This is a genomic window from Serratia sp. PL7, assembly GCF_945957435.1.
On the sequence record NZ_CAMFLB010000008.1, the window covers coordinates 1 to 13,098 of the forward strand.

12 protein-coding genes are annotated in these 13,098 nt (G+C 54.9%); 7 read left to right on the top strand and 5 right to left on the bottom strand.

Translation table 11 applies throughout. From position 1 onward, the window contains the following. Positions 1-642: 642 nt before the first annotated feature. The 3 genes from N6G83_RS27650 (at position 643) to N6G83_RS27660 (ending at position 2,585) form a co-directional block, all read left to right on the top strand. The gene (locus N6G83_RS27650) at positions 643-1,215 is read left to right on the top strand and encodes a TIGR00730 family Rossman fold protein (protein WP_024486669.1); all 573 of its coding nucleotides are present in this window, start codon (positions 643-645) and stop codon (positions 1,213-1,215) included. Between the two features lie 102 nt (positions 1,216-1,317). Beyond that, positions 1,318-2,121 (top strand): exodeoxyribonuclease III, encoded by an 804-nt coding sequence (gene xthA, locus N6G83_RS27655; protein ID WP_211136612.1) that lies wholly within the window; start codon positions 1,318-1,320, stop codon positions 2,119-2,121. Positions 2,122-2,165: 44 nt separating this feature from the next. After that, positions 2,166-2,585: a pyrimidine (deoxy)nucleoside triphosphate diphosphatase gene (locus N6G83_RS27660; RefSeq protein WP_074029235.1), complete on the top strand. Its 420-nt coding sequence runs from the start codon at positions 2,166-2,168 to the stop codon at positions 2,583-2,585. Positions 2,586-2,657: 72 nt separating this feature from the next. Here the strand turns inward: N6G83_RS27660 and N6G83_RS27665 are convergent, their stop codons facing one another. From N6G83_RS27665 to N6G83_RS27685, 5 genes are all read right to left on the bottom strand, one after another. Then, positions 2,658-2,939 carry a DUF1496 domain-containing protein gene (locus tag N6G83_RS27665; RefSeq protein WP_024528782.1) on the bottom strand — a complete coding sequence of 94 codons (282 nt, stop codon included), beginning with the start codon at positions 2,937-2,939 and terminating at the stop codon, positions 2,658-2,660. Continuing rightward, on the bottom strand, positions 2,936-4,861 hold the full coding sequence (locus tag N6G83_RS27670) for a DNA topoisomerase III (protein ID WP_211136613.1): 1,926 nt from the start codon (positions 4,859-4,861) through the stop codon (positions 2,936-2,938). Before N6G83_RS27670 ends, N6G83_RS27665 begins: the two co-directional genes overlap by 4 nt. Next, positions 4,861-5,979 (bottom strand): tRNA 2-selenouridine(34) synthase MnmH, encoded by a 1,119-nt coding sequence (mnmH, locus tag N6G83_RS27675; RefSeq protein ID WP_024528780.1) that lies wholly within the window; start codon positions 5,977-5,979, stop codon positions 4,861-4,863. The genes N6G83_RS27670 and mnmH overlap by 1 nt, the downstream gene beginning before the upstream one ends. Continuing rightward, positions 5,979-7,022 carry a selenide, water dikinase SelD gene (selD, locus tag N6G83_RS27680; RefSeq protein ID WP_211136614.1) on the bottom strand — a complete coding sequence of 348 codons (1,044 nt, stop codon included), beginning with the start codon at positions 7,020-7,022 and terminating at the stop codon, positions 5,979-5,981. The genes mnmH and selD overlap by 1 nt, the downstream gene beginning before the upstream one ends. A gap of 172 nt (positions 7,023-7,194) precedes the next feature. Further along, the gene (locus N6G83_RS27685) at positions 7,195-7,746 is read right to left on the bottom strand and encodes an NAD(P)H nitroreductase (RefSeq protein WP_024528779.1); all 552 of its coding nucleotides are present in this window, start codon (positions 7,744-7,746) and stop codon (positions 7,195-7,197) included. A gap of 193 nt (positions 7,747-7,939) precedes the next feature. On the opposite strand from N6G83_RS27685, the gene sppA reads away from it, so the two are divergent. The 4 genes from sppA (at position 7,940) to N6G83_RS27705 (ending at position 13,074) form a co-directional block, all read left to right on the top strand. Beyond that, positions 7,940-9,793, top strand: coding sequence for a signal peptide peptidase SppA (gene sppA, locus N6G83_RS27690; protein WP_211136615.1), 1,854 nt, complete (start codon positions 7,940-7,942; stop codon positions 9,791-9,793). Positions 9,794-9,885: 92 nt separating this feature from the next. After that, positions 9,886-10,902 carry an asparaginase gene (gene ansA, locus N6G83_RS27695; RefSeq protein ID WP_024528777.1) on the top strand — a complete coding sequence of 339 codons (1,017 nt, stop codon included), beginning with the start codon at positions 9,886-9,888 and terminating at the stop codon, positions 10,900-10,902. A 17-nt stretch (positions 10,903-10,919) separates the two neighbouring features. Beyond that, complete coding sequence (gene pncA, locus N6G83_RS27700) at positions 10,920-11,552, top strand: bifunctional nicotinamidase/pyrazinamidase (protein ID WP_024528776.1); 633 nt, start codon at positions 10,920-10,922, stop codon at positions 11,550-11,552. Between the two features lie 241 nt (positions 11,553-11,793). Next, entirely contained in the window at positions 11,794-13,074 is a 1,281-nt protein-coding gene (locus N6G83_RS27705) for a glycoside hydrolase family 18 protein (RefSeq protein ID WP_024528775.1), read from the top strand. Positions 13,075-13,098 lie beyond the last annotated feature (24 nt).

Genomic DNA, 13,098 nt, shown 5'->3' on the forward strand with positions numbered 1-13,098 from the left:
CCTCACCACCATCCTTGTATCCCCCCTCACAGACTAAATATTTTCGTCGTATCATCATGCACCACCGAACCAAATAGCTGCTCCTTATTGTGCTACAGGTGGAAGTCATACAGAACGCCGACACGCCGTAAACCCGTCCCTGGGGGCTCGCAATCGCGCATCCATGCGCTCAACGGTCGGCTAACCTGCAATGACTCCCACCTGCCTCAGGCTTAGGTGTCGCGGTATAAAGCACTATTACTCAGACAACTAGCCTCATCTATACGAAGTCATCCTCCCCACCACCATCCTTGTATCCCCCCTCACAGACTTAATATTTTCGTCGTATCATCATGCACCACCGAACCAAATAGCTGCTCCTTATTGTGCTACAGGTGGAAGTCATACAGAACGCCGACACGCCGTAAACCCGTCCCTGGGGGCTCGCAATCGTGCATCCATGCGCTCAACGGACGGCTAACCTGCTATGACTCCCACCTGCCTCAAGCTTAGGTGTAGCGGTATAAAGCACCATTACTCAGACAACGAGTTTCGACTGTAAGAAGTCATCCTTCCCAGCTCCATCGCAATACCAATTCCCCTTGAACTAAATCCCACAATTCGCTATACCACTGGCTTCGTTAAAAGCAGCAAGGGAAAGTCATGCGTAACAACATTTGTATCTTTTGTGGTGCCAGCGAGGGCAATAATCCAGCCTATGTCGAACATGCCCGCCAACTAGGTCACCTGCTTGCCACCCAAGGGCGGCGTCTGGTGTATGGCGGTGGTAAAAAAGGATTAATGGGTGTGGTAGCAGACGCGGTACTAGAGGCTGGTGGTGAAGCAATAGGCATCATTCCCCAACGGCTGGTCGAGGCCGAAACGGCGCACCGTGGCCTGACCGAGTTGGAAATCGTCCCCGACATGCACACCCGTAAGGCGCGGATGGCCGAACTGGCCGACGGCTTTATTGCCCTGCCTGGCGGCATCGGTACGCTGGAAGAGCTGTTCGAAATCTGGACCTGGGGGCAGATCGGTTACCACAGCAAGCCGGTCGGGCTGCTGGATGTTAACGGTTTTTACCACCCGCTAAGCCAGTTTTTACAGCATGTCGCCGATCAAGGCTTTATGCGGCATGATTATCTCAAGACCTTGCATATCAGCGATTCTCCGGCAGCCTTAATCCAGCTGTTTGATGACTATCAGCCGCAGAATTACGACCGCTGGGCGAAATAATCCCTGGCTACCAGCGGCAAACCGCCGCTGGTCCGCGTTACATTTTCGGCCAAACTCTGCTACTATCTGAACACATTTTTTCGGATAAAAACGGCAGCGCTCATGAAGTTTGTTTCTTTTAATATCAATGGACTGCGTGCACGTCCGCATCAACTGGCAGCAATTATCGAGCAGCATCAGCCGGATGTGATCGGCCTGCAGGAAACCAAAGTTCACGACGATATGTTCCCGCTGGAAGACGTTAGCCAACACGGCTATCACGTGTTCTATCATGGGCAGAAAGGCCATTACGGCGTGGCGTTGCTGACTAAAGATGAACCTCTTGCCGTACGCCGCGGTTTTCCTACTGATGAAGAAGATGCACAGCGTCGTATCATCATGGCCGACCTTGCGACACCACAAGGTACATTGACGGTGATTAATGGTTACTTCCCGCAGGGAGAAAGCCGCGACCACCCTATCAAATTCCCAGCCAAAACCCGCTTTTATCAAGATCTGCAAAATTATCTGCAACAGCTGCCTGCGGAGTCGCAGGTGTTGATCATGGGCGATATGAACATCAGCCCAAGCGATCTGGACATCGGTATTGGTGAAGAGAGCCGCAAACGTTGGTTGCGCACCGGAAAATGCTCCTTCCTGCCTGAAGAGCGTGAATGGATGGGCCGCCTGCTGGACTGGGGTCTGGTAGATACCTACCGTCATGCCAACCCTGAGCGTAACGATGAGTTCTCGTGGTTTGACTATCGTTCGCGCGGTTTTGATGAAAACCGTGGTCTGCGCATCGATCTGTTGCTGGCTAGTACCTCATTGGCTGGGCGTTGTACCGCCACCGGCATTGATTATCAGATCCGTGCCATGGAGAAACCTTCAGACCATGCTCCTGTCTGGGCCGAGTTCGCACTGTAATCTCCCAGCCCCGATGCAGGTCGGGGCAACATTGAATCCAAGCTATGAAAATCATTGATGTCGTTGCCGCCATTATCGAACAAGATGGCAAGATCCTGCTCGCCCAGCGCGACAACAGCAGCGATCAGGCTGGCCTATGGGAGTTTCCCGGCGGTAAGGTCGAAATGGCTGAGAGCCAGCCCCAGGCGCTCACCCGTGAACTGAGGGAAGAGTTGGGCATTATCGCCAAAGTGGGGAGTTTTGTGGCCAGCAATCAGTGGCCGCAAAAGGAGAGGATTATTCGGCTACATGCTTGGCAGGTTGTCTCCTTCAGCGGGGAATTACAGCTACATTGCCATAGCGCATTTGCTTGGGTTACGCCCGAGCAAGCCAGAGATTACCCGCTAGCCCCCGCCGATATTCCCCTGTTGGAAAGCTATATCCGCTTCACCCCACCCCTCTCCCACAGTGGTAAGGCGCTGTAATAGCGCCGTTGTCAGGAATTGAAATCAATTGGCGGCACGGTTAAGGTGAGTACAGAAATCAGGCAGTTAAAATCACCGCTTGAGGCGGATCCAGATTAACGGATTGGTGCCCGTGACGTTAGGGTCGCGCGCGCACTGCATCATCTCGTCGCCCACTTTCAGCAGCGCACCTTCAGAATAGTTTTGATTCTGATAAATGCAGCAACGGTTGCAGGGCGGCGGCGTTGTCGTAGTACGTGCGGTACCCCATATTTCAGGGGAAACCGGCACGACGACATCGACGTTGCCGCGATTGGCCAATACGCCGGTGGAAAACAATGCCAAACAACCAATCAACAAGGGTATGCGGCTCATTCACTTTTCTCCCGTGCCTTACCGGCACTTTTTTTACGCTTTTTCGCCCCGGCTGACGGTGCAGGCGACAAGCCACGAAACGCTATACTAGCCCGGCTCTGCTTAGCCTGATAGATCAGCTGTTGCAGTGTGCCCTCCAGCGGTTGCATAAAGTCCTGATAACGGCAGGATTTTTCGCTGATTTGCGTCAACGTAGACTCCCACTGCGCCGTCATGTCAGGGCGTGCAGCCAGGTCCGGCAATGAATGGATCAGTGCCCGCCCGGTTTCGCTGGAATGAATATAGCGCCCTTTCTTGTAGAGAAACGCCCGCTTGAAGAGCAGCTCGATAATACCTGCGCGCGTTGCCTCTGTTCCTAAACCATCGGTCGCTCGCAGGATTTTCTTTAACGCTTTATCCTGCACAAAACGCGCAATCCCGGTCATGGCCGACAATAGGCTGGCATCGGTAAAGGGCCGTGGCGGTTGAGTCTGGCGTTCAACCACTTCACCACGCTCGCACAGCAACTCATCGTCTTTGGCGACAACAGGCAGCGGTGCACCTTCGTTTTCCTCATCACGCTCTTTACTACCCAACAGGGTACGCCAGCCCGCCTCAGCCAGGAAACGCGCCTTGGCGATAAACTTGCCGCCGGCGATATCCAGCTCGATGACGCATTTGCGGAACATTGCATCCGGGCAGAACTGCATCAGATACTGCCGGGCCACCAAGCCATAAACATTCAGTTCGTCCTGGCTCAGGCTGGCCTTGCTGGCACGCGCAGTGGGAATAATCGCGTGGTGAGCATCGACCTTTTTATCGTCCCAACAACGGTTACGGCGCTCGCTATCGATAATCGGCTGTGGATAAAGATCCGGCTGATGTACGCTGATGGCATTCAATACCGCATGGCGTCCGGCAAAATGTTCCTCTGGCAGATAACGGCAGTCAGAACGCGGGTAAGTGATCAGCTTGTGTGTTTCATACAACCGTTGGCAAACGTCCAGCACCTGCTGGGCGCTGAGGTTAAAGCGTTTTGACGCCTCAATTTGCAGCGTGGAAAGAGAAAACGGCAACGGAGCGGTGTCTGATTCCCGTTTATCATTATACGAGGTGACCAGCGCCGGTGCGCCTTCGATGCGTTTAACCACGTGTTCGGCCAATGGCCGGTGTAATAAACGCCCCTCATCATCCTGGTATGGTTCGCAGGATTCACTCGGCTGCCACAGGGCGACAAAGCGCTCTTCCTTCGGCGTGACGATATGCGCTTTCACCTCAAAGAAGTCTTTCGGGACGAAGTTTTCGATCTCTTCATCGCGCCGCACCACCAGCCCCAACACCGGCGTCTGTACCCGCCCCACGGACAACACACCATCATAGCCCGCGTTACGCCCTAGCAGCGTATAAGCCCGGGTCATGTTGATGCCGTAAAGCCAGTCGGCACGCGCACGCGCTAACGCGGAAACGCACAACGGGATAAAGTCACGGTTATCACGCAGACGCTGTACAGCACGCTCCACCGCCTGCGGGTTGAGATCGTTAATCAGACAACGCCGCACGTTCTGGCGCTTTTCCTGGGTCAGTGCCAGATAATCCAGCACCTCATCCACCAGCAACTGCCCTTCCCGATCCGGGTCACCTGCGTGGATCACTTCGTCGGCCTCTGCCAACAGCTTTTTGATCGCGTTCAGCTGCTTGCTGACCGAAGGGCGCGGCTGCAACAGCCACTTCTGCGGGATTATCGGTAAGTCGGCCAACGACCAGCGCGCGTAACGGCTATCGTAAGCATCCGGCTGGGCCTGTTCTAACAGGTGCCCAACGCACCAGGTCACCACATCGTTGCTGCCACAGGCAATAAAGCCGTCCCCCCTGCGATGGGGCTTGGGTAATACATCAGCAATGGCGCGGGCCAAACTCGGTTTTTCGGCTATAAAAAGTCGCATTATTCACCGTTATTCTGGCTATACGTCATCAGGAACTCTCTGACTTGCGCGTAATTACCGCGAAAGATCACACGTTGGGTTTTCTTTTCTAATTGATAGCGATACATCGGGTCGTAATAGTGTTGCAGCAGCGGCACCAGCCATTGCTGGTGCGCTTCGCTTTGACCACTGAGCCGTTGCACTTGCAGCGCCGATTCCAGACGCAGCGTCAACTGCTGGAACAGTTCCAGCCCCAGGCGGCGGCGGATGGCAAACAGGCCATGATGCAGATATTCATCATATTGCCGCCAGCCGTCTTGCTCGCCATAGGCTTGCTCAAAGGCAATGCGCATCCGGTCGATGTACTCATCTTGCAGCCGTGCCACGCGCACGTCGAACGGATCGTCAATCACCACCAGGGCTGCCTGTTGCATACCATTGAACAGCCCTAAGGGTAGATTATTCGAACCGATGATCCGACTTTCATCTTCCAACACCCAATGGCGGCAACCGCCGTGCTGTTTCTTCAACATGCACGTTGCCAGCTGATTCTCAAAATCAATTTGGCTGGACTGTTTCACCAGCGTACGGCCAAAGGAGGAACCGCGATGATGGGCGATCCCTTCCAGATCGATACCGGCCGCCAATTCATTAATCAACAGCGTCTTGCCGCAGCCGGTATTACCGCCAACGATCAGCATAGGCAACGCAGCAGCAGCCTCAAGCGCACCAAGCAAAAAATTGCGCAGCGCCTTGTAGCCACCAATCACGCGTGGGTAGTCAACACCGGCCTCTCGCAGCCACTGTTGTACCAATTGCGAACGTAGACCACCGCGGAAACAGTAGATATAACCTTCCGGCTGCCGGGCACACTGTTCGATCCAGGCCTGCGTGCGCTGCTCACGCAGTTTACCGTTGACCAGGCTGTGTCCAAGAGCGATTGCAGCTTGTTGACCCTGCTGTTTGTAGCAGGTGCCTACCGCCTGACGTTCACTGTCGCTCATCAGCGGCAGGTTAACTGAACAGGGGAATGCTCCCTGCGTAAACTCTATCGGCGCGCGCACGTCAATCAGCGGCACATCCTGTAGAAAAAGGCGCTGGTAGTCTTGCGTATCCTGTCGAGTCTGCACCGTTGACACTAGACAACCTCGATCAGTGGTTTGCCCGCCTGTGCGGCCTGCAATTCACCAATCGCGTTCAGCGTGATGCCATGGCGAGCCGCTATCGCCTGCACTTCAGCTTCGGCTTCCGGCAAGACCGCCAGCAGCAAACCGCCGGAGGTTTGCGGATCGCACAGCAATTGACGTTGCAGATCGCTCATGGCCCCCACCAGGTGACCATAGCTTTCAAAGTTACGCCCGGTACCTCCCGGCACGCAGCCTTCGCTGATATAACGTTCCACATCCGGCAGTTTCGGCACGCATTCGAACCATACGGTTGCCTGCAGATCGGAACCCTGGCACATCTCGCTAAGGTGGCCAAGCAGGCCAAAGCCGGTAACATCGGTCATCGCCGTTACGCCTGCCACTTCGGCAAAGTCTGCCCCGGGCTTGTTCAACTGGCACATGACCTCAGTAGCCAAGCCTTGGTGTTCGGCCAGCAGTTTGCTTTTCTTCTCTGCGGTGGTCAGTACGCCAATGCCCAGTGGTTTGGTCAGAAATAGCTTGGTGCCGACCTGCGCCGCACTGTTTTTCTTCACCAGCTCGGTTTTGACGATACCTGTTACGGCCAAGCCAAAAATCGGCTCAGGAGCATCGATCGAATGGCCACCCGCCAATGCAATCCCCGCCTGCTGGCAAGCATAGCGGCCACCGTCGATCACCTGTTGGGCAACCTCTGCGGGCAACTTGGCAATCGGCCAGCCGAGAATAGCGATGGCCATGATCGGTTTACCGCCCATGGCATACACGTCGCTGATGGCGTTGGCTGCCGCAATACGGCCAAAATCAAAGGGATCGTCGACGATCGGCATAAAGAAATCAGTGGTGCTGATAATGCCCACGCCGTTACCGATGTCATACACCGCAGCATCATCACGCGTTTCATTACCCACCAGCAGATGGGGATCGATAAACTTTTCCTGCTCACTATGCAGTATCGTTTCAAGCACTTTGGGTGAGATTTTACAGCCGCAGCCAGCGCCGTGGCTGTACTGGGTCAAACGAATGGCCGGCGATGTCATAGTCCACTCCCTCTGGGTAACAAACGAACGTAAGGATATCACAATGGGATATAGGGTAGCGCTTGCCGAGGGGATTGATAAGAGCAGGTTGGCATTATGCGTACGACCTGCTCAGAAACAGTACAAAACTGCGGGTTATCGCGCATTCTCGAGCGAGTTCCCGCATGGCGGATTAGAAGTAGCGGACGAAAGGCGTACTGTCCGGAGCGACCACTTTAGTGGAACCTTTTAACTGCGGCGTGCCCAGATAGAGGAAACCGACGATCTCGTCCTGCTCGCGGCAGGCGAAGGCTTCGCGCACCAACGGATGCTCTGTCCAGGCACCGCTGCGCCAGATGCCATTAAAGCCCTGCGCCAAGGCGGCCATTTGCATCGCCTGCACCGCGCAGCCGGCAGAGACAATCTGCTCCCAGCGAGGCACTTTAGGATGCTCACTGCAATGAGCAACCACCGTGATAATCAGTGGCGCACGAAAAGGTGCCTGTTTGGCCTTTTCTACTGCACTCTCATCCAGCTCATCGTGTCTGGCGGCCGCTTGCAGTAATTCACTGAAGCGTTGCAGACCCTGATCCTCGATCAGGATAAAACGCCACGGTTGCAACGTCCCGTGATCCGGTGCGCGCAGCCCGGCGTTGATGATATTCTGACGCACTTCACCTGTGGGTGCCGGGGCGGTCAGGCGTGACGCAGAACGGCGATTGAGTAAAAGATCCAGTGCATCCATCATTAACTCCTGATAACAATTTTCGTATAAATCACGTTAACATAGCTCTACATAGAGTTACAGCCTCTGTAATACTGTCTATACCCGTTGCCATTCAAGCTGCATGGGGATAAATGGCAGGTGATTTAAAGCTGACATTTCTTCGGCCGCTCATTAGGATAGCGGAACATTCTAGACTCTTGTTGGAGAGCACATGCGCACATTGGGGCGAATTATTGCAGGTATTTTCAGATGGACATGGCGTCTGCTGAATTTTGTCAGGGAACTTATCCTGAACTTGTTCCTGATTTTCTTGATCCTGGTCGGGGTCGGTATTTATCTCTCACTCCAAGGCAACTCTTCGGTAGCAACCCCGCATGGCGCACTGCTGGTCGATCTCAGCGGCGTGGTGGTCGATCAACCTTCGGTGAACAACCGGGTTCGTCAGTGGGGCCGCGAACTGTTGGGCGCCTCCAGCAACCGTCTGCAGGAAAACTCACTGTTTGACCTGGTGGATACCATTCGCAAAGCCAAAGATGATAAAAACATCACCGGCATGGTGTTGCAGCTGAATGATTTTGCCGGGGCAGATCAACCCTCCCTGCAATACATCGGTAAGGCACTGCGCGAGTTCCGCGACAGCGGTAAACCGATCTATGCCATCGGCGACAGCTATAACCAGACGCAATACTACCTGGCCAGCTATGCCAACAAGATCTATCTGTCACCTCAGGGTGCCGTCGATCTGCATGGTTTCGCCACCAACAACCTTTACTACAAATCCCTGTTGGAAAAGCTGAAGGTCACCACCAATATTTTCCGCGTGGGCACCTATAAATCTGCCGTAGAACCGCTGATCCGTGACGATATGTCACCGGCAGCGCGGGAAGCCGATAGCCGCTGGGTCGGCGGGCTGTGGCAAAACTACTTGGATACGGTGGCGGCTAATCGTCAACTCACGCCAGATCAGTTGTTCCCAGGCGCAGCAGATATTCTCAGTGGCTTAAAGGCAGCGGGTGGCGACACCGCGCAATTCGCGCTGAACAGCAAACTGGTCGATGAGCTGGCCTCACGTACTGCGATAGAAACACAGTTGGTGAAAACCTTCGGTTGGGACAAGCAGAGCAATGACTTCAATGCGGTCAGCATCTACGATTACCAGCCGCAACCGGCACCGGATCAGGGCGGTGAGATCGCCGTTATCTTTATCAATGGCGCGATCATGGATGGCCCACAGACGCCAGGATCGGTCGGTGGCGATACCACGGCCTCACAACTGCGTCAGGCACGTCTGGATCCAAAAATCAAAGCCGTTATCCTGCGCGTCAATAGCCCTGGCGGTAGCGTCAGCGCTTCAGAAGTGATCCGCTCCGAGCTGGCCGCGGTTCGCGCCGCAGGTAAGCCAGTGGTAGTTTCCATGGGCGGAATGGCCGCGTCTGGCGGTTACTGGGTGTCGACACCGGCAGATTATATTATTGCCAGCCCGAGCACCCTCACCGGCTCCATTGGTATCTTTGGCGTGATCAACACCTATGAGAACACGCTGGACAGCGTTGGAGTACATACTGACGGCGTCGCGACGTCGCCACTGGCCGATCTAGCCGTGACCAAAGCCCTGCCACCAGAGTTCTCACAGATGATGCAGTTAAACATCGAGAACGGTTACAAGAACTTCATCAACCTGGTGGCAACCTCTCGGAAAATGACGCCGGAGCAGGTCGATCAAATTGCTCAGGGTCATGTCTGGATCGGTAGCGACGCCAAGAAAAATGGCCTGGTCGACCAACTGGGTGACTTTGACGACGCAGTGAAGAAAGCGGCAGAGCTGGCCAAGCTGCCACAGTGGCAACTCAACTGGTTTATCGATGCTCCTAGCATGACGGATATGCTGCTCAGCCAGTTTGGCGTTTCTATCCATGCCATGCTGCCTGCGGCGATCCAGTCAATGCTGCCCGCTCCGTTAGCATCGGTGGCGCTGGCGGTGAAAGAACAGCCTGGCCTGTTTAATAACCTGAACGATCCGCAGCATCGTTATGCCATATGCCTGACTTGCGGAGAGGTCCGTTAACAAATAAATCTCTAGCCCGGCATCCGCCGGGCTTTTTTTCTCCTGCCATCTCCCTATAATTCAGCCTATCTGACAGCCACAAGATCAAAGCCATGCAAAAGAAATCCATTTACGTCGCCTATACCGGCGGCACTATCGGTATGCAGCGTTCCGAACAGGGCTACATCCCGGTTTCCGGCCACCTTCAGCGCCAGTTGGCGCTGATGCCCGAGTTCCATCGGCCAGAAATGCCGGATTTCACCATTCATGAATATGCCCCGTTGATCGACTCTTCGGATATGACCCCCGAAGACTGGCAGCATATCGCCGACGACATCAAACAGAATTACACCCGCTATGACGGCTTTGTTATTCTGCACGGCACCGACACCATGGCGTTTACCGCTTCAGCCCTGTCCTTCATGCTGGAGAACCTGGATAAGCCGGTGATCGTCACCGGATCGCAAATCCCGCTGGCAGAATTGCGCTCCGACGGCCAAACCAATCTGTTGAATGCCCTCTATCTGGCCGCCAATCATCCAGTGAACGAGGTCAGCCTGTTCTTCAACAACAAGCTGTTTCGTGGCAACCGCACGACCAAGGCACATGCCGACGGCTTTGATGCCTTCGCCTCCCCTAATCTCCCGCCCTTACTGGAAGCAGGTATCCACATACGCCGCCAGACCGGCATCGCCTCTCCAGTGTGCAACGGGGAATTGATCGTGCATAACATCACGCCACAGCCCATCGGCGTGGTGACGATTTATCCGGGGATTTCCGGTGCCGTGGTACGTAACTTCCTGCTGCAACCGGTCAAAGCACTGATCCTGCGCTCTTACGGCGTCGGTAACGCGCCGCAAAAGGCCGAACTGGTGGATGAATTGCGTGACGCCTCCGAGCGTGGCATCGTAGTGGTCAACCTGACACAATGTATCTCTGGACGGGTCAATATGGAGGGCTATGCGACCGGTAATGCCCTGGCCCATGCTGGTGTGATCAGCGGTTTTGATATGACGGTGGAAGCCGCGCTGACCAAGCTGCATTATCTGTTGAGCCAGCCGTTAACCCCAGAAGAGATCCGCAGCCTGATGCAACAAGACCTGCGTGGCGAACTGAGCGCTGCGGGCTAACCGAAGTAGGAATTCTGATGAAAACAGCACTGCTGCTGATTGATTTGCAAAACGACTTTTGCCCCGGCGGCGCTTTAGGCGTTGCAGAAGGTGATGCCACCATTGCCGTCGCCAATCAGGCTATCGCAGCCAGCCTGGCCCGTAACGAAACGGTGGTCGCCAGCCAGGACTGGCACCCGATGGATCATCGCAGCTTCGCCATTAACTCCAACGCACAGATTGGCACGCTTGGGGAACTTGAAGGGCTGCCCCAGATTTGGTGGCCAGTGCACTGCGTTCAGGGCAGCCCTGGCGCAGAGCTTCACCCTCAGCTTGATAAGCAGCACATCGCAGCGATATTCCGTAAGGGTGAGAACCCGGATATCGATAGCTATAGTGCTTTTTTTGATAACGGGCTCCGGGCGCAAACGGCACTCGATGGCTGGCTGAAGGAGCGCGGCATCACTCATCTCGCCGTGATGGGGCTAGCCACCGATTATTGTGTCAAGTTCAGCGTGTTAGATGCCTTGCGTTTGGGTTATCAGACTCAGGTCATTACCGATGGCTGCCGAGGTGTCAATTTGCGTCCCGACGACAGCGAACAGGCGTTAGCCGAAATGCAGTCGGCTGGCGCACAATTAGTTACACTGTCACAGTTTACTCAGCGTTAACGGTTTTGGGGGCTGCTTGACCTTGGCGCCCCATATCCCCGCCAAACGTTTTATTTTCGACGCTGCTCACATTCTCACCATTCTTCTACGCGCTCACCTTGTCCCCTCTCGTCTCTTTTGTTGTGATGGCCGCTGATGCATTGGCATCAATAAGTTATACGCATCCGGGGCCTACCGAGCCCGGCTTTATTGATACCGCCCCAGGCGGTTCAGGTCGGCCTTGCTGACCAAAGGAGACAACATGGCTTTAACCCGTAAACTGCTGCCCTTGCTGGTAGCGGTGCAACTCGGTATTGCTGGCGCAGGCATCGCGCACGCCGCACCTTATCTTTCTGTTGGCTACTTTAACGGCGGTGGCGACGTGACCGCCGGGCCGGGCGGTGATATCAACCAGTTGGACGTCAGCCAGATCACCCACCTCAACTACTCTTTTGGCCTGATTTATAACGCTGAAAAAGAAGAAACCAACCCGGCACTGAAAGATCCCTCCCACCTGCACCAAATCTATCTCTCACCAAAAGTCGAAGCAGACTTAAAGCGCTTACCCGTATTGCGCCAACAAAACCCGGCGTTGAAGGTTTTGCTGTCCGTTGGCGGCTGGGGAGCCCGTGGGTTCTCCGGCGCGGCAGCCACACCGGAAAGCCGGGCGGTGTTTATCCGTTCGGTGCAGGAAGTGATTGCCAAGTATCAGCTAGATGGTATCGATCTGGATTGGGAATACCCGGTTAACGGTGCCTGGGGATTGGTGGAAAGCCAACCGGCCGACCGGACCAACTTCACCTCCCTGCTGAGCGAACTGCATCAGGCGCTGGGTAAAGATAAACTGCTGACCATCGCCGTGGGGGCCAACGTCAAAAGTCCGCAGGAATGGGTCGACGTTAAGGCTATCGCGCCCTATCTGGATTACATCAATCTGATGACCTACGACATGGCGTACGGTACCCAGTATTTCAACTCCAATCTCTATGACTCCAAGGAGTGGCCAACCGTGGCCGCCGCCGACAAGTACAGCGCCGACTTTGTGGTTAACAACTATCTGGCCGCCGGGCTGAAGCCTGCTCAACTCAATCTGGGGATCGGTTTCTATGGCCGGGTACCTAAACGTGCCACCGAGCCAGGTATTGATTGGGATGTGGCAGATGCGGCCAAGCATCCCGTCACCCAGCCCTATTTCACCACACGTGAAAAAGACGTCTTCAAGTCGCTGGGCGTGGATTTGGATAAAGACAGCTACATCAAGTACAACGATATCGTGAACAAGATGCTGAAAGACCCACAACGGCGCTTCACCGCGCATTGGGATAACGAGGCCAAGGTGCCCTATCTGATGATGAAGTCAGCCGCAGGCAAGCCGCTGTTCGCAATAAGCTATGAAAACCCACGCTCGGTAGCCATCAAGGCCGAGTACATCAAGAGCAAAGGATTGGGAGGGGCGATGTTCTGGGAGTATGGCGCGGACGATAACAACCGCTTGGCCCATCAACTGGCGGAAAGCTTAGGCTTGAGCCCGAAGAAGCAATAAAACCTTCAGGGCGATGACAACATC

Bases quoted from the DNA above. Each gene is read 5' to 3' on its own strand.
- N6G83_RS27665 (WP_024528782.1), bottom strand. From the start codon at position 2,939: ATGAGCCGCATACCCTTGTTGATTGGTTGTTTGGCATTGTTTTCCACC.
- selD (WP_211136614.1), bottom strand. From the start codon at position 7,022: ATGACATCGCCGGCCATTCGTTTGACCCAGTACAGCCACGGCGCTGGC.
- N6G83_RS27705 (WP_024528775.1), top strand. From the start codon at position 11,794: ATGGCTTTAACCCGTAAACTGCTGCCCTTGCTGGTAGCGGTGCAACTC.
- xthA (WP_211136612.1), top strand. From the start codon at position 1,318: ATGAAGTTTGTTTCTTTTAATATCAATGGACTGCGTGCACGTCCGCAT.
- N6G83_RS27650 (WP_024486669.1), top strand. From the start codon at position 643: ATGCGTAACAACATTTGTATCTTTTGTGGTGCCAGCGAGGGCAATAAT.
- N6G83_RS27670 (WP_211136613.1), bottom strand. From the start codon at position 4,861: ATGCGACTTTTTATAGCCGAAAAACCGAGTTTGGCCCGCGCCATTGCT.
- ansA (WP_024528777.1), top strand. From the start codon at position 9,886: ATGCAAAAGAAATCCATTTACGTCGCCTATACCGGCGGCACTATCGGT.
- N6G83_RS27660 (WP_074029235.1), top strand. From the start codon at position 2,166: ATGAAAATCATTGATGTCGTTGCCGCCATTATCGAACAAGATGGCAAG.
- pncA (WP_024528776.1), top strand. From the start codon at position 10,920: ATGAAAACAGCACTGCTGCTGATTGATTTGCAAAACGACTTTTGCCCC.
- sppA (WP_211136615.1), top strand. From the start codon at position 7,940: ATGCGCACATTGGGGCGAATTATTGCAGGTATTTTCAGATGGACATGG.
- N6G83_RS27685 (WP_024528779.1), bottom strand. From the start codon at position 7,746: ATGGATGCACTGGATCTTTTACTCAATCGCCGTTCTGCGTCACGCCTG.